Here is a 22,759-nt window from a genome sequence, read left to right as displayed (position 1 = left end):
ATGCCCGGTGGCGCTAGCACAGCGCCATCCGGCAAAAATGAGATAACAAGATGAGTGAGAAAAAGACCTTCTGGCTGGGTATTGATTGTGGCGGTACGTATCTGAAAGCCGGGTTGTATGACGCCAAAGGTCATGAGCATGGCATTAATCGGCAATCGTTACAGACCGCATCGCCATTGCCCGGTTACGCCGAACGCGATATGCACCAGTTGTGGCAACAGTGTGTAGCTACGATCGCCGGGCTGTTAGCGCGCACCGGCGTCTGCGGAGATCAAATCAAAGGTATCGGTATTTCCGCTCAGGGCAAAGGCCTGTTCCTCCTCGATAAGCAGGATAAACCGCTGGGCAATGCCATCCTCTCTTCCGACCGCCGGGCGATGGAAATCGTCCAGCGCTGGCAGCAGGATGGAATTCCCGAGCAGCTCTACCCGATCACCCGCCAGACGTTATGGACCGGGCATCCGGCATCATTGCTGCGCTGGGTGAAAGAGAATCAACCCCATCGTTACGCGCAAATTGGCTGCGTCATGATGGGCCATGACTATCTGCGCTGGTGCTTAACCGGCGTCAAAGGCTGCGAAGAGAGCAATATTTCCGAGTCGAACCTCTACAACATGACTTCGGGTCAGTACGACTCGCGCCTGACCCAGTGGCTGGGCATCAGCGAGATCGACAATGCACTACCGCCGATTGTCGGCTCAGCAGAAATATGCGGGGAAATCACCGCTCAGACAGCCGCCCTAACCGGTCTGGCGGCGGGCACACCCGTCGTCGGCGGACTGTTTGATGTGGTTTCCACCGCACTCTGCGCCGGTATCGAAGATGAACACACCCTCAACGCAGTGATGGGAACCTGGGCCGTCACCAGCGGGATCGCCCACGGCCTGCGCGACCACGAAGCTCATCCCTACGTTTATGGCCGCTATGTCAATGACGGGCAGTACATCGTTCACGAAGCCAGCCCGACCTCTTCCGGCAATCTGGAATGGTTTACCGCCCAGTGGGGCGAACTCTCTTTTGCTGAGATCAATCAGGCCGTTGCCAGCTTACCGAAAGCGGGTAGCGAGCTGTTCTTTCTCCCATTTTTGTACGGCAGCAACGCCGGGCTGGAGATGACCAGCGGCTTTTATGGCATGCAGGCGATACACACTCGCGCCCACTTATTGCAGGCCATCTACGAAGGCGTGGTTTTCAGCCACATGACCCACCTCAATCGCATGCGCGAACGCTTTACGAAGGCGCATACCCTGCGCGTCACCGGCGGTCCGGCGCACTCCGACATCTGGATGCAGATGCTGGCAGACGTCAGCGGTTTACGTATCGAATTGCCGCAGATTGAAGAGACCGGCTGCTTTGGCGCTGCGCTCGCCGCCCGCGTCGGCACCGGCGTTTATTCCAACTTCAGCGACGCCCAGCGCAGCCTGGAGCACCCGGTGCGCACGCTGTTGCCGGACGCCGCCGCACAGGCGAGCTACCAGCGTAAATACCGCCAATATCTGGATTTAATTACCGCACTACAGGGCTACCACGCCCGCATTAAGGAGCACGAATGATGAGTCGACCATTACTGCAACTGGCGCTCGACCACACCAGCCTTGAAGCCGCACAACGCGACGTCGCGCTGCTACAAGAGAGCGTCGATATCGTTGAGGCGGGGACGATTCTCTGCTTAACCGAAGGGCTGAGCGCCGTGAAAGCCCTGCGCGCCCAGTGCCCGAATAAAATCATCGTCGCCGACTGGAAAGTGGCCGATGCGGGCGAAACCCTCGCGCTCCAAGCCTTTGGAGCAGGCGCAAACTGGATGACCATCATCTGTGCCGCGCCGCTGGCGACGGTAGAGAAAGGTCATGACGTCGCGCAGTCCTGCGGCGGTGAAATTCAGATGGAGCTGTTCGGCAACTGGACGCTGGATGATGCCCGCGACTGGTATCGCGTTGGCGTTCGCCAGGCGATTTACCATCGCGGACGCGATGCTCAGGCCAGCGGACAACCGTGGGGAGAAGCAGACCTGGCACGCATGAAGGCGCTTTCTGATATCGGTCTGGAACTGTCGATTACCGGTGGGATCACGCCCGCCGATCTGCCGTTGTTCCGCGACATTAACGTCAAAGCCTTTATCGCCGGGCGCGCGCTGGCGGGGGCGCAAAACCCAGCGCAGGTTGCTGGCGAATTCCATGCGCAAATCGAGACCATCTGGGGAACACTGCATGCGTAACCATCCATTAGGTATCTATGAAAAAGCACTGGCCAAAGACCTTTCCTGGCCGGAACGGCTGGTGCTGGCAAAAAGCTGCGGTTTTGATTTCGTCGAGATGTCGGTGGATGAAACCGATGAACGTCTGTCGCGTCTCGACTGGAGTCCGGCTCAGCGCGCATCGCTGGTGAGCGCGATGCTGGAAACCGGCGTGGCGATCCCATCAATGTGCTTGTCCGCCCACCGTCGTTTTCCCTTTGGCAGCCGCGATGAAGCCGTGCGTGAGCGGGCACGAGAAATTATGAGCAAAGCCATTCGCCTGGCGCGCGATTTAGGCATTCGCACCATTCAACTGGCAGGCTACGACGTCTATTACGAAGAACATGACGCAGGCACGCAGCAGCGCTTTGCCGAAGGACTGGCATGGGCAGTGGAGCAGGCTGCCGCTGCGCAGGTGATGCTGGCGGTAGAAATCATGGATACCGCATTTATGAACTCGATCAGCAAGTGGAAAAAGTGGGATGAAATGCTGTCATCGCCGTGGTTCACCGTCTATCCAGACGTGGGCAACCTCAGCGCCTGGGGGAACGACGTCACTGCTGAATTGACGCTGGGCATTGACCGCATCGCTGCTATCCACCTGAAAGACACGCTGCCGGTAACCGAAACGCATCCAGGCCAGTTTCGCGATGTACCGTTTGGCGAAGGGTGCGTGGACTTTGTTGGTATCTTCAAAACGTTGCATCAACTGAACTATCGCGGGTCGTTTCTGATTGAAATGTGGACTGAAAAAGCGAAAGAGCCGGTACTGGAAATTATCCAGGCACGGCGCTGGATAGAAGCACGCATGCAGGAAGGAGGATTTCCATGTTAAAACAACTGAAAGCCGAGGTGCTGGCGGCAAACCTGGCGCTTCCGGCTCATGGCTTAGTTACCTTTACCTGGGGCAACGTCAGCGCAGTGGATGAAACACGTAAACTGATGGTGATTAAGCCATCCGGCGTGGAATATGACGTGATGACCGCCGACGACATGGTGGTGGTGGATATTGCCAGCGGCAACGTGGTGGAAGGCAACAAAAAACCGTCGTCCGACACGCCAACCCATCTGGCGCTGTATCGTCGTTATCCACAGATCGGCGGGATCGTCCATACCCATTCTCGCCACGCGACGATCTGGTCGCAGGCGGGTCTGGATCTCCCGGCATGGGGCACCACGCATGCCGATTATTTCTATGGTTCTATTCCATGTACGCGTCTGATGACCGCTGAAGAGATCAACGGCGAATATGAATATCAAACCGGAGAGGTGATCATTCAGACCTTCGAGCAACGCGATCTCAATCCGCTGCAGGTTCCGGCGGTATTGGTGCACTCCCACGGACCGTTCGCCTGGGGTAAAGACGCGGCAGACGCGGTGCATAACGCCGTGGTGCTCGAAGAGTGCGCATACATGGGGTTGTTCTCTCGCCAGTTAGCCCCGCAGTTGCCGGATATGCAGTCTGAGTTGCTGGATAAACATTATCTGCGCAAACACGGGGCAAATGCGTATTACGGGCAATAACGGGTCAGGCGCTATTGATATGTTCTTTGCAATAGCGCCGTTTCCACGCCGCGGGCGTCAGGCTGGTGTGTTTGCGGAAGATTTTGCGAAAATAGCCCACGTCATTAAACCCACATTTCATTGCCACTTCAGTAAGCGATAGCGAATCACTGATCAGCAGTTTTTCTGCCGCCCTCACCCGCTGGCGATGCAACGCTTCGGTTAACGTCAGACGAAAAGCGCCACGAAAAACGCGCCCCAGATAGTCCGCATTGCAATGCAGTTCTTTCGCCAACGTTGAGGCGGAAATCGGCAGGTGAAACCGGGTGTGAATAATTTGCTGTGCTTTCCAGGCCAGGGCATTCCCGGGGCTGTCGACGGGTTGCTCGCTGGCGGCTGCGGATATTTGCTGCAAAATCAGCAGTAGAATCAGTTCCAGCGCCATGCTGCGATGAATATTTTCCTGTTCACGTAAGAACTGGCGAAACAACGAAATAATATATTGTGGCTCACCCACCCGGGAATGCTGAGGTATAGCAAGTAACGATCCTGCTATTGATGCTTCATTTTCTGCTGTGACCTCAAAGTGCAACCAGTAAAATTTCAAATCAGCCGGAAATTGCCCAACGCCAATATGCGATCGCTGTGGCCACAGCAGCAAACTTTCTCCGGCATTCACGCAAAAAACTGTCTGGCCTTCGCGAATCGTTAATGTCCCTTTTTCAACAAAGATAATTTCCCAGGATTGCAATCGTCGCGCAGGATGACTGCCCACGCCCCGGGAAATAAATAGCCCACCATTTTGCACTTTAATCGGAAGAGACATGGATAATTCGAGCATATATATTCAAATTCCCGCTTTTTACATTATTTAAACTGCTATTTATCATTGATTATTCACGATAAATTAGCTTTCCGCTGGATCGAAATCACATTTTTATAATGAAGTCGGAATTGTCATCTTTTTATACTTTTCTCTTCCCTTGTTGACCCAAACATTTCGTGCAGAATAAATAACGTATTTTGCAAATTACAAACAAATAACCCGCAACGTAGCGGGAAACTTTCTGAACATCCTCTCCGGGAGTTATTTATGACTTCGGCTCCGATTACAACATCTGATTTGGCACAGCGTGCCCAGGACGACAAATTATCCCTGCGTGAAAAAATTGGTTATGGGCTAGGCGATGCTGGCGGGACGGTAATTACCTGCCTGATCATGAACTTCCTGACATTTTTCTACACCGATGTCTTCGGGTTAACGCCTGCGCTGGTCGGCACATTATTTATTGCCCTGCGTATATTTGACGCCATTTCCGATCCCGTCATGGGCGTGCTGGCCGACCGTACGCAAAGCCGCTGGGGGCGCTTTCGCCCGTGGCAACTGTGGGTTGCGATTCCGATTGGTATTATTGGCGTACTGACTTTTACCGTCCCGGACGCCAGCATGGGCGTCAAAATCGCCTGGGCGTTCGGCACCTATCTGCTACTCTCCGTCAGCTATACCGCCATCAACGTGCCGTACTGTGCGCTGATCAATACGATGACGACTCGCCACAATGAAGTGATCGCCTGCCAGTCCTGGCGCTTCGTGCTGTGCGGTGTAGCGGGATTCCTGGTCTCTGTTGGCCTGCCGTGGATGGTGGATGTCCTGGGTCAGGGCAATGCCGCGCAGGGTTATCAGTTTGGCGTGGGCATCCTGTGTGCCATTGCGGTGGTGATGTTCCTGTGCTGCTTCTTCTGGGTGCGCGAGCGTGTGCCGCTGGCAATGATGGGAAAATTTACCCTGCGTGAGCACATTGGCGGACTGCGCAAAAACGATCAGCTATTGTTGATGTTGGTAATGTCTTTCCTGCTGATCAACGTCTTTAATATTCGCGGCGGCGGGTACATGTATTTTATTACCTACGTGCTGGAAGGCAGCACCGCCTATACGTCGCTGTTTTTCACCATGGTCACCTTCGCGTCCATCATCGGGTCAGTGATCGTCAGCCCCCTGACCCGCCGCATTGATACCGTCAAACTCTATTACTACACCAACCTGGTGCTGACGGCCCTGGCGATACTGATGTGGTTCCTGCCAACCGGCCCGGCTCATCAGACACTGTGGCTGGCAGTCATCCTCGGTAACGGCATTATTTTAGGCTTCACGCTGCCGCTGCACTTCTCACTGATGGCCTTCGCCGACGATTACGGCGAGTGGAAAACCGGCGTGCGTTCCTCCGGCATGAATTTCGCCTTCAATCTGTTTTTCATCAAGCTGGCCTGGGCCTCAAGTGCAGGGATCATCAGCCTGCTATTTATTTTTGTCGCCTATCAGCCAGGCGCCGGTAACCAAACCGCCAGTTCGCTGCAAGGGATTACCGCAATGGAAACGCTGCTGCCCGCGCTGTTCCACCTGCTGCTGGCGCTGTCAATCCGCATCTGCAAACTCAATAACCCGATGATGTCGCGCATTGCCACCGATCTGCGTCAGCGTCATGTACAGCCTTAAGGAGCACGAAATGAACGTACTGGAAGTCGACCTGCATAAGCTCACAGTCAGCGATCCGTTCCTCGGACAATATCAGCAGTTGGTGCGCGACGTGGTGATCCCCTATCAGTGGGATGCGCTCAATGACCGCATTGCAGAGGCGGAACCCAGCCATGCGATAGAGAATTTCCGTATCGCCGCAGGTCTGCAGGATGGTGAGTTTTACGGGATGGTTTTTCAGGATAGCGACGTGGCGAAATGGCTGGAGGCCGTTGCCTGGTCGCTGTGTCAGAAACCCGATGCGGAACTTGAGAAAACGGCCGATGAAGTCATTGAACTGGTGGCCGCAGCGCAGTGTGAAGATGGCTATCTCAATACTTACTTCACGGTGAAAGCCCCGAATGAACGCTGGACCAACCTCGCCGAATGTCATGAGCTGTACTGTGCCGGTCATTTAATTGAAGCGGGTGTCGCGTTCTTCCAGGCAACGGGAAAGCGCCGTCTGTTAGAGGTGGTGTGTCGCCTGGCGGATCACATCGACAGCGTGTTTGGACTCGGGGAGAATCAACTGCACGGCTACCCCGGACACCCGGAAATCGAGCTGGCGCTGATGCGCTTGTTCGAAGTGACCCAGCAACCTCGCTATATGGCGCTGGTAAATTACTTTGTTGAACAGCGCGGCACACAGCCTCATTTCTATGACGAAGAGTACGAGAAACGCGGCCAAACCTCTTACTGGCACACCTACGGCCCGGCGTGGATGGTGAAAGATAAGCCCTATAGCCAGGCACACCAACCGATTTCAGAGCAGCAAAAGGCTATTGGTCACGCGGTACGCTTTGTCTACCTGATGACCGGCGTGGCGCATCTGGCACGCTTAAGCCAGGACGAAGGCAAGCGCCAGGATTGCCTGCGTCTGTGGAAAAACATGGCCCAGCGCCAGTTGTACATTACCGGCGGGATCGGCTCGCAAAGCAGTGGCGAAGCGTTTAGCAGCGATTACGATCTGCCTAACGACTCAGTGTACGCAGAAAGCTGCGCCTCAATAGGCCTGATGATGTTCGCCCGTAGAATGCTGGAAATGGAGGCCGACAGTCAGTATGCCGACGTGATGGAACGCGCCCTGTATAATACGGTGCTGGGAGGTATGGCGCTCGACGGCAAGCATTTCTTCTACGTTAACCCGCTGGAAGTACACCCTAAATCATTAAAATTCAATCATATTTATGACCACGTGAAGCCCGTTCGCCAGCGCTGGTTCGGCTGCGCCTGCTGTCCACCGAATATCGCCCGCGTGTTAACCTCAATTGGTCATTACCTCTACACGCCACGTCAGGATGCGCTGTATATCAATATGTACGTGGGCAATAGCATGGAGGTCCCTGTTGCAAATGGCTCGCTTAAGCTACGTATTAGCGGGGATTACCCATGGCATGAACAGGTAAAAATCGCCATCGAATCACCGCAATCGGTGTATCACACCCTCGCTCTGCGCCTGCCAGACTGGTGCTCCGCACCGCAGGTTTTGTTGAATGGTCAGCCGGTTGCGCAGGATATTCGCAAAGGCTATTTGCACATCAGCCGAACCTGGCAGGAAGGCGATACGCTCAGTTTGACCCTGCCGATGCCGGTACGTCGGGTGTACGGAAATCCACTGATGCGCCATGTGGCAGGGAAGGTCGCCATTCAACGTGGGCCGCTGGTGTATTGCCTGGAACAGGCCGACAACGGTGAGGAGCTACATAATTTGTGGCTGCCGAAAGAGAGTGAATTCCGGGTATTCGAAGGTAAAGGTTTATTCAGCCATAAGGTGCTAATTCAGGCTGAAGGTGTGAAGCAAAGTAGTGCCAACGCCTCACAGCAATCCTTGTGGCACTACGATGTTTCACCGGCTTTGCGTGAGGCGCATACGCTGACGTTTATTCCGTGGTTTAGCTGGGCGAATCGTGGTGAAGGCGAAATGCGTATTTGGGTGAATGAGCTGTAATTGAAAACGTGCCGGATAATGACGCTTCGCGCTTTATCCGGCCTGGCGCACTGAAAAGATTGCCCTCTTCCCTGAGGACAAACGGGTGAGAATCAGAAACGCCAGGTTAACCCGGTCAGGAATGTGAAGCTGTCGTCACGATCAACCATCGGGCTATTTTTGATGTCATCCGGCAACGCACTGTAGTTGGCGCTGGCCAGCAGCGTCAGGTTGCTGGTCAAAGCGTATTTCGCGGTCAGTGCAACATACGGTGTCCAGCTGTCGCCAGGGGAGTAGCTTGATAACCCACTACGGCGGGATTCATTGCCAGAGATACCGTAATAATATTGGTTGAAGTTTTCGTCATAGTAGAGCACGCCAATCGCCGGCGTCAGCGTCAGCTTGCCCATCGGCATTTGGCGGAACAGAGATAATTCCCCGACCCAACCGTTGCTGTTATCCAGCACATCCGCTGCGGCGGAGACTTTCACGCTGCCCCATCTTTCATGGTGATACCATGCTGCACCTGCCATCGCGGTAGCGTCACGCTTATCCAGCATTTTCATCGCATGGTCGTCGTTATCGCCTGGATCAAACTCAAGCGGCATATATGAGGCAGTAATACTAAATTCATTACTTTCGTTTTTTGAAAGAATATAACCTAACGTTGTTTGCCTAAAATAAAAGGATTCACTTTCATAACTGGCAAGCGGTGCAACGTGAACATTATCATTATATCCACGATAAGGTGATTCATTATATACAGCGCCACCGCCAAGAGAAAATTCTGCGGCTGATGCACTCGCCATAAAAGAAAAAGCAATTAGCGCCACAACATTGCGTTTAATTAACATGCCAACTTTCCATTTTAAAATAAGCTACAAAGCGCGTGCATAATAATGCTTACAATTTCATCGATGCAACATTCATATTTATATAGTAATATATAAAATCATATATATATTGGGCTTTGCGATGAATAAATTACAACTCAAACACCGGGAATTGAAGATTATCTCGGTAATCGCTGCCAGTGAGAACATCAGCCACGCAGCGACCATCCTCGGCATTGCGCAAGCCAACGTCAGCAAATATCTTGCTGATTTTGAATCAAAAGTAGGGTTAAAAGTTTTCGACAGAACCACCCGACAACTCACCCTTACTCCGTTTGGCAAGGCACTGCTTCCCTACATCAACGACATGCTGGACAGAACCGAACAGCTGAATAATTTCATTGCTGATTATAAGCATGAAAAAAGCGGGCGAGTCACAGTTTATGCGCCAACTGGGATAATTTCTTACTTATCACAAAAAGTTATTGCAGAAATAAAAAACATTGGCGGTATTTCTCTTACACTAAAAACATGTAATCTGGAACGTAAAGCATTTTATGAAGGCGTTGATTTTCCGGATGATTGTGATGTTTTAATTACCTACGCTCGTCCAAAAGATGAGTCATTGGTTGCGAGTTTCATAACGAAATATGCAGTGATGGCTTTTGCCAGTCCGGAGTATCTCAGAAACCATCCTATTAACTGCCCCGAAGACCTTGAACACCACTCCTGTATCTTGATTGATTCAATGATGATTGACGATGCAAATATTTGGCGATTCACCACTCTCGAAAGTAAGGAGATGCGCGACTATCGTGTGACAGGGAATTACGTTTGCGATAATACGCAGTCCGCACTGGCACTGGCACGTAACCATCTTGGTATTGTTTTTGCGCCAAATACCAGCGTACAGCAAGATATTGAAGCCGGACTGCTGGTTCCGTGCTTCACTGAACAATATGAATGGTGGCTGGATCTGGTGGCCATTTTCCGCAAACGCGAATACCAGCCCTGGCGAGTACAGTTTATTCTTGATGAGATGTTAGGGGAAATTCGCCGGCAGCTTACTCAGTCGCAGAAACAGCAGACTGAGTAAGCAAAATAGCCTGATTTTAATGATCGAGATACAGGTAATGCACCCAACTGGTCATGCGCAACAAGACCTTGCGCATGACTGACACATGTTCGAAGTGGTCTGAATAAACGGCGACCTGCGCGTAAATCCCATCAGGTAACGCGCTAACCTCCGCATTATCATTCAGCTCAATCGTGGCAATCACACCTTCCGAACCGGGCGTGGAATTTAAAGATTGCAGCGCCCCGTTCGACTGGTATGTGCCGCCCGGCACTGCCGGACTAATCGCAGCCAGTTTACCGCGAAATACCTTACCCGGCAGCGCGTTAAACACCACTTCAGCTTCATCACCTGGTTCCAGACGCAGCAGCGAGTTTTGACGGAACTGGGCGATAATTTGCCGTTTTTGATCCGGGATAAACACCATCACCGGACGCATCGGTAACGCAGCGGCATAGGTTCCGGGACGCATCAGCACCTGCGTAACGTAACCATCGCTGGGCGCACGAACCACGGTTTGATCCAGATTGAATTCCGCCTCAGCCAGTTGTGCCTTCAGGCTGGCAATTTGCGAATTCTCACCCATTATCAGGCTGTCTAACTGGCTTTGTATTTGCTGCTGCTCTGCGACAGAGGATTTCACCGACGCTTCCTGCGCCAGATAGTTTTGCCGCGCCGCATCGATATCGCGTTCAGAAAAAGGATTCACCTTCGCCTGACTCCCCTGCACATAACGCTGGTAATCTTTCGCCAGCTTGTCACGGGTAGCCTTAGCCCGCTGCGTGTTGGCTTTCATTTCGTCCAACTGCGCCACCAGCGCCTGCTCTTTATGTTGTGCTGTAACAATATCGGCTTTCAGGCGATCAACCCGTGCCTGATAACGCCCCGGATTAAGCTTGAACAGAACTTCGCCTTTTTTAATCAGCGTATTCTTCTTATCCGTCACTTCTGTTACTACACCCGTTACCTGCGGCACTACGGGAATAGAAATTACCGCCTTTTGCGCCTTATAGGTATACGGATGGTTATAATTCATCAGTAGTATCAGTCCACAAACAATGAATATACCGCCCAATACCGCAGTGGGCACGGTCCATTTGTTGACAGGTATTTTAAATATTTTAAATATTGACCACGCACACGCCACATAGGTCAAAACGATCAGTAAATCCATCGATATTACTCCGCCGGAGAGGTCTTAACCTCACCCAGTTTCTTTTCCAGATCAGCTACCCGTTCCTGCAGTTGAATAAGGGAAGAATCAGCGCTCTGCATCCCCCAGCCTCGCTCCGGGCGATACAGTGTTGCCCAGATCCACAAAAAAGGCCAAATAACATGTAAGGTGAACAAACTCACCCAGCCCGCAACATGTATTGCGTCGGCATGAGGATGGTTACGTTTTTTTGCAATCAGGTAGGGAATATCATGCAGAATAATAACCCCATAAAAAATGACCAGGAATACAAAAACAAGCACTCCTAATGCAAAATAATCAAGAAACATATTTGCCTCAGAGATTGAAATAACAAATAAGAATTCTATTTAGATTAACAAATAGATTGAATGATAGTAGATGAGTATGTATATGAAGTGCAATTATCTTATTTATATAACGACATATGGGTTTATATATAACTGAAGAATAAAGATATGCCCGGCGCAAAACCGGGCAATAAGTGATGAGAAATTAAAACAGCCCCAGCGGTTTATCCGAGTAGCTCACCAGCAGGCACTTGGTTTGCTGATAATGCTCAAGCATCATCTTATGCGTCTCGCGTCCGATGCCCGATTGCTTATAACCGCCGAACGCCGCATGTGCCGGGTAAGCGTGGTAGCAGTTGGTCCATACACGCCCCGCCTGAATCCCACGGCCCATCTTGTACGCCAAATTACCGTTACGGCTCCAGACGCCAGCGCCTAGCCCATATTGAGTGTCATTGGCGATTTCCAGCGCCTCTTCCATGGTTTTGAAGGTCGTGACGGCCAGCACCGGTCCGAAGATCTCTTCCTGGAAAACTCGCATGTTATTCTTGCCAAACAGAATGGTCGGTTCGAGGTAGTAACCCTCTTTTAACTCGCCATCGAGGAGCTTGCGCCGCCCACCGGTGAGAACATCTGCCCCTTCTTTCTTACCAATGTCGATGTAATTCAGTATAGTTTCCAGTTGACCATGCGACACCTGCGCACCCATCTGCGTCACACTGTCTAACGGATTACCGCTACGAATACTCTCCACGCGGCGAATGGCTCTTTCCATAAAACGTTCGTAAATGGATTCCTGTACCAGCGCACGGCTCGGACAGGTACACACTTCGCCCTGGTTGAAGGCAAACAGCGCAAAACCTTCCAGCGCTTTGTCAAAAAACGCATCTTCTTCATCCATCACGTCAGCGAAGAAGATGTTGGGTGATTTCCCACCCAGCTCCAGCGTCACAGGGATAATGTTCTGCGTGGCGTACTGCATGATCTGCTGCCCAACTTCCGTTGAACCGGTAAACGCCACTTTCGCAATGCGTTTAGACGTCGCCAGATACTCACCAATTTCCCCACCCGCGCCGTTTACCACGTTCACCACGCCAGGTGGGAGCAGATCGCCGATAACGTCCATCAGCAGCAGTACGGACAGTGGCGTCAGGCGGGCAGGTTTAAGCACTACGCAGTTACCCGCTGCCAGCGCAGGCGCCATCTTCCAACTGGCCATCAGCAAGGGGAAGTTCCACGGAATAATTTGTCCTACCACACCGAGAGGTTCATGGAAGTGATAAGCCACGGTCTCGCTATCAACTTCGCTTATTCCCCCTTCCTGCGCACGAATACAGGAAGCGAAATAGCGGAAATGATCAATCGCCAGCGGCACGTCTGCCGCGCTGGTTTCACGGATGGGTTTACCGTTATCCCAGGTTTCTGCCGTCGCCAACAGTTCCAGGTTTTGCTCCATACGGTCGGCGATTTTGAACAGAATCGCCGCCCTGTCCTGCACGGATGTTTGCGCCCACTTGTCTTTTACTTTGTGCGCGGCATCCAGTGCCAGATCGATATCCTTTTTGCCGGAAGAGGCCACTTCGCACAGTAATTGCCCGGTTACCGGCGTCAGGTTTTGGTAATACTCGCCGTCCACAGGGGCGACCCAGTCACCACCGATAAAGTTATCGTATCGGGCTTTTAACTTCAGAGGGTAACCATACTCGCCGGGATAAATACGCGTTGAAGGGGGGTTGTTGGTCATGACCGTCTCCTTGCTGTAGGGGTACTACAAGGGTAGACGGGGCTGGCGAATTATTCGCCAGCCATTTACTGCTTTACGACAGGTATCACGAATTACATGGCAGCGCGATAAATCGCCATGATTTCTTCATGAGTCGCCTGAATCGGGTTAGTGAAGCCGCAGGCATCTTTCAGGGCATTGGTCGCCAGTACGGCAATATCCTCTTCCTTCACGTTCAGCTCACGCAAACCAGCCGGAATATTCACTTTCTGCGCCAGTTCGCGGATCGCCGTAATGCAGGCTTCTGCCCCTTGCTCTGCGCTCAAACCAGCAACGTTCACGCCCATTGCCCCTGCGCAATCGCGCAGGCGAGCGGCAGCTACTTTGCTGTTGAAGACCTGCACATGTGGCAGCAACACAGCATTACATACGCCGTGCGGCAGATCGTAGAAGCCACCCAACTGGTGCGCCATAGCGTGTACGTAACCCAGAGAGGCATTGTTAAAGGCCATGCCCGCGAGAAACTGCGCGTAAGCCATGGCTTCACGCGCCTGAGCATTGCTGCCCTCTTCAACGGCGACCGGCAGGTTTTGTGTAATCATGGTGACCGCTTTCAGCGCACACGCATCGGTAATTGGCGTGGCGGCAATTGACACGTAGGCTTCGATAGCGTGGGTCAACGCATCCATACCGGTAGCCGCCGTCAGAGACTTCGGCATGCCGACCATCAGCGAGGAGTCATTAACCGACAGCAGCGGCGTAACGTGCTTATCGACAATCGCCATTTTAATGTGGCGTACTTCATCCGTAATGATACAGAAACGGGTCATTTCTGATGCCGTGCCCGCGGTGGTGTTAATGGCGATCATCGGCAACTGCGGTTTTGCAGAACAGTCTACACCTTCGTAATCGCGAATATCGCCGCCGTTAGCGGCCACCAGAGCGATACCTTTCGCACAATCGTGCGGAGAACCGCCGCCGAGAGAAATAACGCTATCACATTCGTTTTCTGTCAACATTTGCAGGCCAGCGGCAACGTTGCTGGTCGTGGGATTAGGATGCGTACCGTCGTAAATTACGCTGAAAATATCACGTTCCTGTAATGCCTTTTGAATCTCGCCAGCCATACCTAATTTCGTCAGCATGGCATCCGTGACAATCAGCGTACGGCGAAAACCATATTCCGCCATTGTATTCATTGCGTCTTTTAATGAATCAGCGCCAATTACATTCACGGAAGGAATAAAAAATGTTGAAGCAGCCATTGTACGATCCTTAATTACTCTAAAGAGTCAGGAAGCATACGAGTGAAATATCCAACAAAATATGATCGTGGTTGTTATTTTAATAACACCCACAATTAAAAAGCACATTAGGTTCATAATCTAATGTGCTTATTTCTTTCAATATCTATTTTGTATTAATTCATTTAATTCCTGAATTAATTGTTTCATTACTTTTCAGGGAACAGTAATGCATCGCGTAATAAATGATCATTTCCCCGACGACGCGTAAAACCAATGCGGTCAAAATATTCCAGAATCTGAATAGCCAATTTTCGTCCAACGTTAAGCCTGTCGCGAAAATCGGCAGCACAGGTCGATCCTTTCTCCTGATCCAGCTCGCGGATCATATTGGCAAAGGCCACAATCCGATCGTTACGGTAATAGCGATCTTTAACGATCGCGGTGATGATGCCTTGCTGCGCCGCTTGCCGTAACGCCATACGCATTATCTGCTCATCCGTACCGGTCTGTTTTGCCAGATCGCGTACCCACCATGGCTCATCACCAAAAAGTGATTCTACTTTTTGCCAGATAGCCTGCTGCTCATCGCTAAAACCGGCCTTATGATCGGGCAAATGCAGCCAGCCATGATGACTATGGATGACGCCGCTCTCACGCATCTTTTCAATCAGCAGCAGCACCAGTGCTTCGTCTTCCATTGGTAAAGCCATCCGGCGCAGGCGTTCGCGCCCAGGTCCTGGCTCATCACGGTGCTGGTCGTGGTAAGTCGCCAGCGTATCGAGGATTTTGCGCTGCCAGCGTGCGGCAACGGTGGCATCCAACAGACTGTATCCCGCCTGAATAAAGCCATGCTGCTCAATCAACGGACGCATGCCGTTACCGTTGAGCTGACGCGCCCATGCGAAGTCGGGAATATTCACCGCTCCACGCGTCAGATGTAGAGCCAGGGCGTCACCGTCACTTTGCGACTTCTCCAGCGCCGCCAGCCATTGTAAATACTCCGGCTTACGCTTCCCGCGACGCGGCGGATTGAGCGTTACCACGCGGGCGCCAGCCAGCGTCGTGCGGGCCGAAATATCGCGCAGCACCAGACGATCGTTATCGGCGAGCCAGAGCGGCGTATCAAACACCAGTTCCGCCAGCGTCCCTTCAAGCAGCGAGATTCTCCCGGTAACGTGGCTGGCAGCGTGGTGAATATGCAGAGGTTGCCACTGCATCAGCGGTGCCGCATGTTCTAAAGAGACAATCACGCGGGTAAACGCCTCTGGCGGCGCATCAGAAAGCAGCCAGTCGCCGCGGTTAAGTTCTTCTTTTTGCGCATCACCGGCAATATTCAGCGCAATACGTTGCCCCGCCTGTGCGCGATCGGTGGCGTGATTTTGCGCATGCAGACTACGTACGCGCATCGGTTTGTTGACGCCGGTGAGCCACAACGTGTCACCGACATTCACTTCACCGCTAAGCGCCGTCCCGGTCACCACCAGCCCCGCACCTTTAACCGTAAAGGCACGGTCAATCGCCAGGCGAAAGCTGCGATCGCAGGCATGCTCACGCGACGTCAATTGCAGCAAATGATCGCGTAGTTCTTCGATTCCACGGCCTTCACTGGCGGCCGTCACAAACAGAACCGCATCCGCGAAGCCATAGTTCTCAAGTGTGGTGTGCACCTCGGCACGCACCGCCTTGATGCGAGCTTCATCCACGCGATCGGCCTTGGTGAGCGCCACGGTGATCTGAGGATTGCCCGTCAACTGCAGAATTTGCAAATGCTCACGCGTTTGCGCCATCACGCCGTCATCACACGCCACCACCAGCAGCGCATGGTCGATGCCGCCAACACCCGCCAGCATGTTAGACAGAAACTTTTCGTGTCCGGGCACATCGATAAATCCCAGTATCCGCCCGTCCGGCTGCGGCCAGTAGGCATAGCCGAGATCGATGGTCATGCCGCGTTTTTTTTCTTCCGGCAGACGGTCGGCGTTCACGCCGGTAATCGCCTGTAATAACGTTGTTTTTCCGTGGTCAACGTGTCCGGCGGTTGCAATAATCATTTCAGCATCATCTCCATAAACCGGGTCTCGTCTTCAAGGCAGCGCAGATCCAGCCACATACGGCCATCATAAATTCGGCCAATGATCGGCACGGGCAGCGCACGCCAGCGGGCGGCCAGTGCGTCGAGGCGGCTACCGCGCCCGTCATGGGGGGTAAAGGTTAATGCTGCGCTGGGCAGCCTATCAACCGGTAGCGAGCCGCTGCCAATTTGCGACAGGCAAGGCATGACGTTCAGGGCAAATTCATCGCCGTAATGCTCAGCAAGCCGCGCCTGTAATTGTTGTGCCTGCGCGTGGACAGCCTCCTGCGAGCGAGTGAGTTGGCGTAACGTCGGCAACTTCTGCGCCAGCGCTTCCGGGTGCAGGTAGAGCCGCAGCGTCGCTTCCAGCGCTGCCAGCGTCATTTTATCAGCCCGTAATGCGCGTTTCAGCGGATGACTCTGTAAACGAGCGATCATCTCTTTTTTACCGACGATAATCCCGGCCTGCGGCCCGCCCAGCAGTTTATCCCCAGAGAAGCTCACCAGACTCACTCCAGCGGCAATCAGCTGTTGCGGCATCGGTTCCTGTGGCAATCCATACTGGCTGAGATCGACCAGCGAGCCGCTGCCGAGATCCGCCACTACCGGCACATCCAGTTCCTGACCAATGGCGGCCAGCTCAGCCTCATCCACCGACTTCGTAAAGCCTTCTATGCTGTAATTACTGGTATGGACTTTCATCAGCAGACCGGTGTTTTCATTCACCGCCTGACGGTAATCTTTCTCATGGGTCCGGTTGGTAGTACCGACTTCGCGCAGAAAACATCCGGCCTGACACATCACATCCGGAATACGAAACGCGCCGCCAATTTCCACCAGCTCACCGCGCGAAACGACCACCTCTTTACCGTTAGCCGTGGCGGCCAGCATCAGTAAAACCGCTGCCGCATTGTTATTGACGATACAGGCATCCTCCGCCCCCGTCAGACGGCAGAGTAGATCCGCCAGCGCCCGATCCCGATGTCCACGTCCGGCATCATCCAGGCTATATTCCAGCGTCACCGGCGTGCGCATTGCTTGCACCACCGCCTCGATCGCATCTTCGGCCTGCGACGCGCGCCCAAGATTGGTATGCAGCACCGTTCCAGTGAGATTAATCACCGGACGCAACGCGCTTCGCGATTCTCGTTCCAGACGGGCGCTCGCTTCTTGCGCCCAGTCCTCACACCATGCCGGGAGCACGTGCGTGTCGCGAATCGCTTCTCGGGCTTCGTCGAGCATATGACGCAGCAGGTCAACCACCCGGGTATGACCGTGAGACTCACGTAAGGCTGGGAAGGCGCTATCGCGCAATAAACGATCGATAGCGGGAAGCTGGCTGTAGAGTGAACGCATGTCGGTTGTCATGAAAGGGCCTGGCTGTTGGTGGCCCTCTCCACCGTGGAGAGGGCTATCGATATAGGGAGGATTGTACCGTGACTTTGCTCAGGCGGACATACATGCACATCAAGCCTTTGGCGGTTCTGTGCGGGCAAAACTTTCGCGTTGAAAGAGCGTTTCCACCAGTTTGACCAGACGCGGGCGGTCCACACACCAGCCGGGTGCGACCCGACGGAAATTGAGATAACCGACGGCACAAGCAATCGCGATGGTAGCCAGGTTAACCGTATCCGTTTTCAGCGTACCGTCCGCCAGATAGCCTTCCAGCATATCCAGACTACGGGTAATTTTCTCTCGCTGGCGTAACAGTTCGGTTTCTGACTGCTGCGCGGCGGGGCGAGCCTGCTCGCGTACCGAGACTAATCCCGCATCCATAATACCGTCGGCCAGCGCTTCCAGTTGACGAACTTTGAGTGCCGCTAACGGTTCACGCGGCAGCATGGCTGGCGCAATATCCAGCAGCTCTATGTATTCTGCGATGATCGGAGAGTCAAACCAGTACTCACCCTCATCGGTGACTAACGCGGGCACTTTTCCTAGCGGGTTATAACGCGCCACGCCGCTATCCGCGTTATAAGGAAGTTCATTCACAAATTCGAAGGTGATACCCTTTTCCAGTAACAGAATAGAAATTTTACGCACAAAAGGGCTGGTATAGCTGCCAATGAGTTTCATGCCGGGTCCTTTTTGCCAACAAAAATATCAGTATGGCTCAGGTCGCCGTAAATGGCAGGTGATGACGATCTCAATGATCCAAATAAAGGTAATGCATCCAGCTGGTCATGCGCAGCAGCACTTTACGCATCACTGAAACGTGAGCGAAATGGTCGGAATAGACCGCCACCTGAGCATAGATACCGTCCGGCAGCGCATCCACATCGCCATTGGGATCCAGCTCAATCGTGGCCAGCACGCCATCGGTACCCGGCACCACAGTCAGAGACTGCAATGCTCCCTGGGCCTGATAAGAACCGCCCGGCACAACCGGCAGAATGCTGGTGAGCTTGCCGGAGAATACCTGGCCTGGCAGCGCGTTGAAGACCACTTCCGCTTCATCACCCGGTTTAAGACGCAACAACGAATTCTGACGGAATTGCGCCACGATTTGCCGCTTCTGTTCCGGAATAAACACCATCACCGGGCGCAGAGGCAGCGCGGCGGCGTAGGTCCCGGGCCGAATCAGCACCTGCGTAACATAGCCGTTGCTGGGGGCACGGACGATAGTCTGCTCAAGATTGTATTTGGCTTCAGCGAGCTGAGCGCGCAGAGACGCAACCTGAGATTGCTCCCCGTTGACCATACTGTCTAACTGGCTCTGAATCTGCGTCTGCTCGGCAACGGAGCCTTTTACCAGCGCATCCTGTGCCAGGTAGTTCTGCCGCGCGTTGTCGATATCGCTTTCAGAGAAGGGATTAACCTTCGCCTGGCTGCCCTTCAAATAGCGTTGATAATCTTTATACAGACGATCGCGTTCAGCGGAAACGCGGGTAGTATTGGCGACGGCTTCAGAAAGTTGGGCTTTCAAATTGTCGATGTTGTGCGTGGCGGTAACAAGATCAGCCTGCAGTCGATCCACTCGCGCTTGATAACGCACGGGATCGAGTTTAAATAACACCTCGCCTTTTTTAATTAGCTGATTATTTTTATCTGTCACCTCACTCACAATTCCAGTGACCTGCGGGGTTAGAGGAATTGAAATAACCGCCTTTTGCGCCGTAAAGGTATACGGATGGTTATAGTTCATTAATAAGATGAGTCCCGCCACAATAAACACTCCACCTAATGCGGCGGTGGCAAGCGTCCATTGGTTTACAGGAATACGGAATATTTTAAAGATGGCCCAGGCAAATGCCACGTAAGTCAGGACAATCAACAAATCCATGATCAAATCTCCGGAAAGGTGGAGTTATCGTCTTTTTTCTCCCCATCCAGTCTTTTTTCCAACTGGGTGATGCGCGTAGCCAGCGCGGCAACTTCAGGGTCAGGTTCCTTTCCGGTTGGCGTAATGTGTGACTGCATCCCCCAGCCTCGTTCTGGCTGATAGAGCGTGGCCCAAATCCACAGGAACGGCCAAATCACATGCAGTGTAAAAAGGCTCACCCAGCCCGCCGTATGAATGGCATCGGCATGGGGATGATTGCGCTTCTTAGCCATGTTATAGGGAATATCATGGATAGCGATGATTCCGTAAAACAGAACCAGAAAAACGAAGATCAGCACACCTAACGCGAAATAGTTTAGAAACATACCCGCCTCGTATTCACGCTAATCAGAGCTTTCAATTGCAGGCAGCCGAAAGGAGTCATGGCTGGTAATTTGAACATAATTGCAGTTAGTCATTTTCGCCATCCCATCAGGGTAAAAATTTGCAGGTTGACGGCTCGCGAGGTAGCAACAAGAAATGGATGATGAAACAGAATCCGCGCCAGATCACACCAGGAGAAATCCAGGCAAATATTTATTGCGAAGCAGATCACAAATACCCAACAAACAGCCAAAGCAAAAACGTGAACAAGTTCACATTTAAGTGTCTTTTTCAGCGCATTCTTGCGTAATGATGTTTTTTTATACTGACAATTTGTGATCAAAATCACATTAAGTAATACCGTAAACCCTATATTTACGTGACATTGATCACACTAAAAGTCGTCGACTGGACAGTTGAACGATTCAGTGCCAGATTTCGCAGTATCTACAGGGTCCGGCTACCTCCTGCCGCTACATTAACAAACCTCGGGCTTTTAGCCTGCGCGACAGCAAACATAAGAAGGGGTGTTTTTATGTCATCCGATATTAAGATCAAGGTGCAAAGCTTTGGTCGATTCCTCAGCAACATGGTGATGCCAAATATCGGCGCGTTTATCGCGTGGGGTATTATCACCGCATTATTCATTCCGACAGGGTGGTTGCCGAACGAAACGCTGGCGAAGCTGGTCGGCCCAATGATCACCTATCTGCTGCCGCTGTTGATCGGTTATACCGGTGGTAAGCTGGTTGGCGGCGAGCGTGGCGGTGTGGTCGGTGCTATCACCACCATGGGCGTTATCGTCGGTGCGGATATGCCGATGTTCCTCGGCGCGATGATCGCAGGTCCGCTGGGCGGCTGGGCTATCAAACATTTCGATGGCTGGGTAGACGGTAAGATCAAGTCCGGTTTCGAAATGCTGGTGAATAACTTCTCCGCTGGCATCATCGGGATGATCCTCGCCATTCTGGCATTCCTTGGCATTGGCCCATTGGTTGAAGCACTGTCCAAAATCCTGGCGGCAGGCGTTAACTTCATGGTTGTCCATGACATGCTGCCGCTGGCGTCAATCTTCGTTGAACCGGCGAAAATCCTGTTCCTCAACAACGCTATCAACCACGGTATTTTCTCACCGTTGGGTATTCAGCAGTCCCATGAGATGGGCAAATCCATCTTCTTCCTGATTGAAGCTAACCCGGGTCCGGGTATGGGCGTTCTGCTGGCATACATGTTCTTCGGTCGCGGCAGCGCTAAACAGTCTGCAGGCGGCGCGGCTATCATCCACTTCCTGGGTGGTATCCACGAAATTTACTTCCCGTACGTGCTGATGAACCCGCGTCTGATCCTGGCCGTTATTCTCGGCGGTATGACTGGCGTATTTACACTGACTATCCTGAACGGCGGTCTGGTATCTCCGGCCTCTCCGGGTTCTATTCTGGCTGTACTGGCAATGACGCCGAAGGGTGCTTACTTCGCTAACATCGCAGCTATCTGTGCTGCAATGGCGGTCTCCTTTGTGGTCTCAGCCATTCTGCTGAAAACCAGCAAAGTGAAAGAAGAAGATGACATTGAAGCCGCAACCCGTCGTATGAACGACATGAAAGCGGAATCCAAAGGCGCATCTCAGCTGGCAGCGGGTGACGTTACCAACGACCTGAGCCATGTGCGTAAAATCATTGTTGCCTGCGATGCCGGCATGGGTTCCAGCGCCATGGGTGCGGGCGTACTGCGTAAGAAAGTGCAGGATGCCGGTCTGTCTCAGATTTCTGTCACCAATAGCGCGATCAACAATCTGCCGCCGGATGTGGATCTGGTCATTACCCACCGTGACCTGACCGAACGCGCTATGCGCCAGGTTCCGCAGGCACAGCACATTTCGCTGACCAACTTCCTCGACAGCGGTCTGTACTCCAATCTGACCGAACGTTTGGTCGCTGCGCAGCGCCACAACGTGAACGAAGAGAAAGTCCGCGATCACCTGAAAGACAGCTTTGAAGAGGGTGATACCCACCTGTTCAAACTGGGTGCGGAGAATATCTTCCTTGGCCGTAAAGCCACCAACAAAGAAGAAGCGATTCGCTTTGCCGGTGAGCAATTGGTGAAAGGCGGCTACGTTGAGCCAGAGTACGTCGAGGCGATGCTGGACCGCGAAAAACTGACCCCAACTTACCTCGGCGAGTCCATCGCTGTACCGCACGGTACGGTTGAAGCCAAAGACCGCGTGCTGAAAACCGGCGTGGTATTCTGCCAGTATCCAGAAGGCGTACGTTTCGGTGAAGAAGAAGACGATATCGCCCGCCTGGTCATTGGTATCGCTGCACGTAACAACGAGCACATCCAGGTGATCACCAGTCTGACTAACGCGCTGGATGACGAATCCGTGATCGAACGTCTGGCCCATACCACCAGCGTGGATGAAGTTCTGGAGCTGCTGGCTGGTCGTAAGTAAACCCCGTTGCCCGATGGCGCTACGCTAATCGGGCCTACGGTTTCCTCTCCCGCAAGGG

Annotated in this window: 19 protein-coding genes; 8 read left to right on the top strand and 11 right to left on the bottom strand. The window is 52.8% G+C overall.

Annotation, left to right across the window (positions count from 1 at the left end; genetic code table 11):
• The first annotated feature begins 50 nt into the window (after positions 1-50).
• Genes OGY15_RS11860 through araD form a run of 4 tightly spaced genes read left to right on the top strand, consistent with a single transcriptional unit; the run spans position 51 to position 3,757 of the window.
• The gene (locus OGY15_RS11860; protein WP_286539295.1) at positions 51-1,553 is read left to right on the top strand and encodes an FGGY-family carbohydrate kinase; all 1,503 of its coding nucleotides are present in this window, start codon (positions 51-53) and stop codon (positions 1,551-1,553) included.
• Complete coding sequence (ulaD, locus tag OGY15_RS11855; RefSeq protein ID WP_286539495.1) at positions 1,553-2,215, top strand: 3-keto-L-gulonate-6-phosphate decarboxylase UlaD; 663 nt, start codon at positions 1,553-1,555, stop codon at positions 2,213-2,215. Before OGY15_RS11860 ends, ulaD begins: the two co-directional genes overlap by 1 nt.
• The gene (locus OGY15_RS11850; protein ID WP_003024218.1) at positions 2,208-3,068 is read left to right on the top strand and encodes an L-ribulose-5-phosphate 3-epimerase; all 861 of its coding nucleotides are present in this window, start codon (positions 2,208-2,210) and stop codon (positions 3,066-3,068) included. The genes ulaD and OGY15_RS11850 overlap by 8 nt, the downstream gene beginning before the upstream one ends.
• Entirely contained in the window at positions 3,062-3,757 is a 696-nt protein-coding gene (gene araD, locus OGY15_RS11845; RefSeq protein ID WP_151223994.1) for an L-ribulose-5-phosphate 4-epimerase, read from the top strand. The genes OGY15_RS11850 and araD overlap by 7 nt, the downstream gene beginning before the upstream one ends.
• A gap of 4 nt (positions 3,758-3,761) precedes the next feature.
• Here araD and OGY15_RS11840 read toward each other — a convergent pair whose 3' ends face one another.
• Positions 3,762-4,577 carry a helix-turn-helix domain-containing protein gene (locus OGY15_RS11840; RefSeq protein ID WP_187253858.1) on the bottom strand — a complete coding sequence of 272 codons (816 nt, stop codon included), beginning with the start codon at positions 4,575-4,577 and terminating at the stop codon, positions 3,762-3,764.
• Between the two features lie 252 nt (positions 4,578-4,829).
• Between OGY15_RS11840 and OGY15_RS11835 the strand changes: the two genes are divergently transcribed.
• Both OGY15_RS11835 and OGY15_RS11830 read left to right on the top strand, forming a co-directional pair.
• Positions 4,830-6,230: an MFS transporter gene (locus OGY15_RS11835; RefSeq protein ID WP_151216966.1), complete on the top strand. Its 1,401-nt coding sequence runs from the start codon at positions 4,830-4,832 to the stop codon at positions 6,228-6,230.
• Positions 6,231-6,240: 10 nt separating this feature from the next.
• Positions 6,241-8,196 carry a glycoside hydrolase family 127 protein gene (locus tag OGY15_RS11830; RefSeq protein WP_286539291.1) on the top strand — a complete coding sequence of 652 codons (1,956 nt, stop codon included), beginning with the start codon at positions 6,241-6,243 and terminating at the stop codon, positions 8,194-8,196.
• A 92-nt stretch (positions 8,197-8,288) separates the two neighbouring features.
• Here the strand turns inward: OGY15_RS11830 and OGY15_RS11825 are convergent, their stop codons facing one another.
• A complete protein-coding gene (locus OGY15_RS11825) occupies positions 8,289-9,029 on the bottom strand; it encodes a MipA/OmpV family protein (protein WP_151216970.1) in 741 nt (246 codons plus the stop codon).
• 121 nt (positions 9,030-9,150) lie between these two features.
• On the opposite strand from OGY15_RS11825, the gene OGY15_RS11820 reads away from it, so the two are divergent.
• Positions 9,151-10,104, top strand: a complete 954-nt coding sequence (locus OGY15_RS11820) for a LysR family transcriptional regulator (RefSeq protein WP_151216971.1) — start codon at positions 9,151-9,153, stop codon at positions 10,102-10,104.
• Positions 10,105-10,120: 16 nt separating this feature from the next.
• On the opposite strand, the gene OGY15_RS11815 is transcribed toward OGY15_RS11820, so the two are convergent.
• The 9 genes from OGY15_RS11815 to OGY15_RS11775 all read right to left on the bottom strand — a co-directional run bounded on the left by OGY15_RS11815 (position 10,121) and on the right by OGY15_RS11775 (position 20,254).
• Positions 10,121-11,257 carry an HlyD family secretion protein gene (locus OGY15_RS11815; protein ID WP_187253860.1) on the bottom strand — a complete coding sequence of 379 codons (1,137 nt, stop codon included), beginning with the start codon at positions 11,255-11,257 and terminating at the stop codon, positions 10,121-10,123.
• Between the two features lie 5 nt (positions 11,258-11,262).
• Positions 11,263-11,586: a DUF3302 domain-containing protein gene (locus OGY15_RS11810; protein ID WP_187253861.1), complete on the bottom strand. Its 324-nt coding sequence runs from the start codon at positions 11,584-11,586 to the stop codon at positions 11,263-11,265.
• Positions 11,587-11,770: 184 nt separating this feature from the next.
• Positions 11,771-13,309, bottom strand: coding sequence for an aldehyde dehydrogenase AldB (aldB, locus tag OGY15_RS11805; protein ID WP_151216974.1), 1,539 nt, complete (start codon positions 13,307-13,309; stop codon positions 11,771-11,773).
• Positions 13,310-13,401: 92 nt separating this feature from the next.
• Positions 13,402-14,553: an L-threonine dehydrogenase gene (gene yiaY, locus OGY15_RS11800; protein ID WP_286539283.1), complete on the bottom strand. Its 1,152-nt coding sequence runs from the start codon at positions 14,551-14,553 to the stop codon at positions 13,402-13,404.
• Between the two features lie 188 nt (positions 14,554-14,741).
• Positions 14,742-16,586 carry a selenocysteine-specific translation elongation factor gene (gene selB, locus OGY15_RS11795; RefSeq protein ID WP_151216978.1) on the bottom strand — a complete coding sequence of 615 codons (1,845 nt, stop codon included), beginning with the start codon at positions 16,584-16,586 and terminating at the stop codon, positions 14,742-14,744.
• Entirely contained in the window at positions 16,583-17,974 is a 1,392-nt protein-coding gene (gene selA, locus OGY15_RS11790; RefSeq protein ID WP_286539279.1) for an L-seryl-tRNA(Sec) selenium transferase, read from the bottom strand. Before selA ends, selB begins: the two co-directional genes overlap by 4 nt.
• 99 nt (positions 17,975-18,073) lie before the next feature.
• Positions 18,074-18,682, bottom strand: coding sequence for a glutathione S-transferase (locus OGY15_RS11785; protein ID WP_075145483.1), 609 nt, complete (start codon positions 18,680-18,682; stop codon positions 18,074-18,076).
• Positions 18,683-18,752: 70 nt separating this feature from the next.
• On the bottom strand, positions 18,753-19,889 hold the full coding sequence (locus OGY15_RS11780; protein WP_151216984.1) for an HlyD family secretion protein: 1,137 nt from the start codon (positions 19,887-19,889) through the stop codon (positions 18,753-18,755).
• Positions 19,890-19,891: 2 nt separating this feature from the next.
• Complete coding sequence (locus tag OGY15_RS11775; RefSeq protein WP_151216985.1) at positions 19,892-20,254, bottom strand: DUF3302 domain-containing protein; 363 nt, start codon at positions 20,252-20,254, stop codon at positions 19,892-19,894.
• A 533-nt stretch (positions 20,255-20,787) separates the two neighbouring features.
• Between OGY15_RS11775 and mtlA the strand changes: the two genes are divergently transcribed.
• Complete coding sequence (mtlA, locus tag OGY15_RS11770; protein ID WP_151216986.1) at positions 20,788-22,701, top strand: PTS mannitol transporter subunit IICBA; 1,914 nt, start codon at positions 20,788-20,790, stop codon at positions 22,699-22,701.
• The last annotated feature ends 58 nt before the right edge of the window (positions 22,702-22,759 follow it).

Origin of the sequence: Citrobacter sp. Cu231, assembly GCF_030332265.1 — a bacterium.
Classification (GTDB): domain Bacteria; phylum Pseudomonadota; class Gammaproteobacteria; order Enterobacterales; family Enterobacteriaceae; genus Citrobacter; species Citrobacter meridianamericanus.
Note: the sequence above shows the minus strand (reverse complement) of the source record. Positions and strands in the feature narration are given on the sequence as shown.

What these genes read in the sequence shown, in the direction of transcription:
- OGY15_RS11860 (WP_286539295.1), top strand. Translation starts at nt 51, where the DNA reads ATGAGTGAGAAAAAGACCTTCTGGCTGGGTATTGATTGTGGCGGTACG.
- ulaD (WP_286539495.1), top strand. Translation starts at nt 1,553, where the DNA reads ATGAGTCGACCATTACTGCAACTGGCGCTCGACCACACCAGCCTTGAA.
- OGY15_RS11850 (WP_003024218.1), top strand. Translation starts at nt 2,208, where the DNA reads ATGCGTAACCATCCATTAGGTATCTATGAAAAAGCACTGGCCAAAGAC.
- araD (WP_151223994.1), top strand. Translation starts at nt 3,062, where the DNA reads ATGTTAAAACAACTGAAAGCCGAGGTGCTGGCGGCAAACCTGGCGCTT.
- OGY15_RS11840 (WP_187253858.1), bottom strand. Translation starts at nt 4,577, where the DNA reads ATGCTCGAATTATCCATGTCTCTTCCGATTAAAGTGCAAAATGGTGGG.
- OGY15_RS11835 (WP_151216966.1), top strand. Translation starts at nt 4,830, where the DNA reads ATGACTTCGGCTCCGATTACAACATCTGATTTGGCACAGCGTGCCCAG.
- OGY15_RS11830 (WP_286539291.1), top strand. Translation starts at nt 6,241, where the DNA reads ATGAACGTACTGGAAGTCGACCTGCATAAGCTCACAGTCAGCGATCCG.
- OGY15_RS11825 (WP_151216970.1), bottom strand. Translation starts at nt 9,029, where the DNA reads ATGTTAATTAAACGCAATGTTGTGGCGCTAATTGCTTTTTCTTTTATG.
- OGY15_RS11820 (WP_151216971.1), top strand. Translation starts at nt 9,151, where the DNA reads ATGAATAAATTACAACTCAAACACCGGGAATTGAAGATTATCTCGGTA.
- OGY15_RS11815 (WP_187253860.1), bottom strand. Translation starts at nt 11,257, where the DNA reads ATGGATTTACTGATCGTTTTGACCTATGTGGCGTGTGCGTGGTCAATA.
- OGY15_RS11810 (WP_187253861.1), bottom strand. Translation starts at nt 11,586, where the DNA reads ATGTTTCTTGATTATTTTGCATTAGGAGTGCTTGTTTTTGTATTCCTG.
- aldB (WP_151216974.1), bottom strand. Translation starts at nt 13,309, where the DNA reads ATGACCAACAACCCCCCTTCAACGCGTATTTATCCCGGCGAGTATGGT.
- yiaY (WP_286539283.1), bottom strand. Translation starts at nt 14,553, where the DNA reads ATGGCTGCTTCAACATTTTTTATTCCTTCCGTGAATGTAATTGGCGCT.
- selB (WP_151216978.1), bottom strand. Translation starts at nt 16,586, where the DNA reads ATGATTATTGCAACCGCCGGACACGTTGACCACGGAAAAACAACGTTA.
- selA (WP_286539279.1), bottom strand. Translation starts at nt 17,974, where the DNA reads ATGACAACCGACATGCGTTCACTCTACAGCCAGCTTCCCGCTATCGAT.
- OGY15_RS11785 (WP_075145483.1), bottom strand. Translation starts at nt 18,682, where the DNA reads ATGAAACTCATTGGCAGCTATACCAGCCCTTTTGTGCGTAAAATTTCT.
- OGY15_RS11780 (WP_151216984.1), bottom strand. Translation starts at nt 19,889, where the DNA reads ATGGATTTGTTGATTGTCCTGACTTACGTGGCATTTGCCTGGGCCATC.
- OGY15_RS11775 (WP_151216985.1), bottom strand. Translation starts at nt 20,254, where the DNA reads ATGTTTCTAAACTATTTCGCGTTAGGTGTGCTGATCTTCGTTTTTCTG.
- mtlA (WP_151216986.1), top strand. Translation starts at nt 20,788, where the DNA reads ATGTCATCCGATATTAAGATCAAGGTGCAAAGCTTTGGTCGATTCCTC.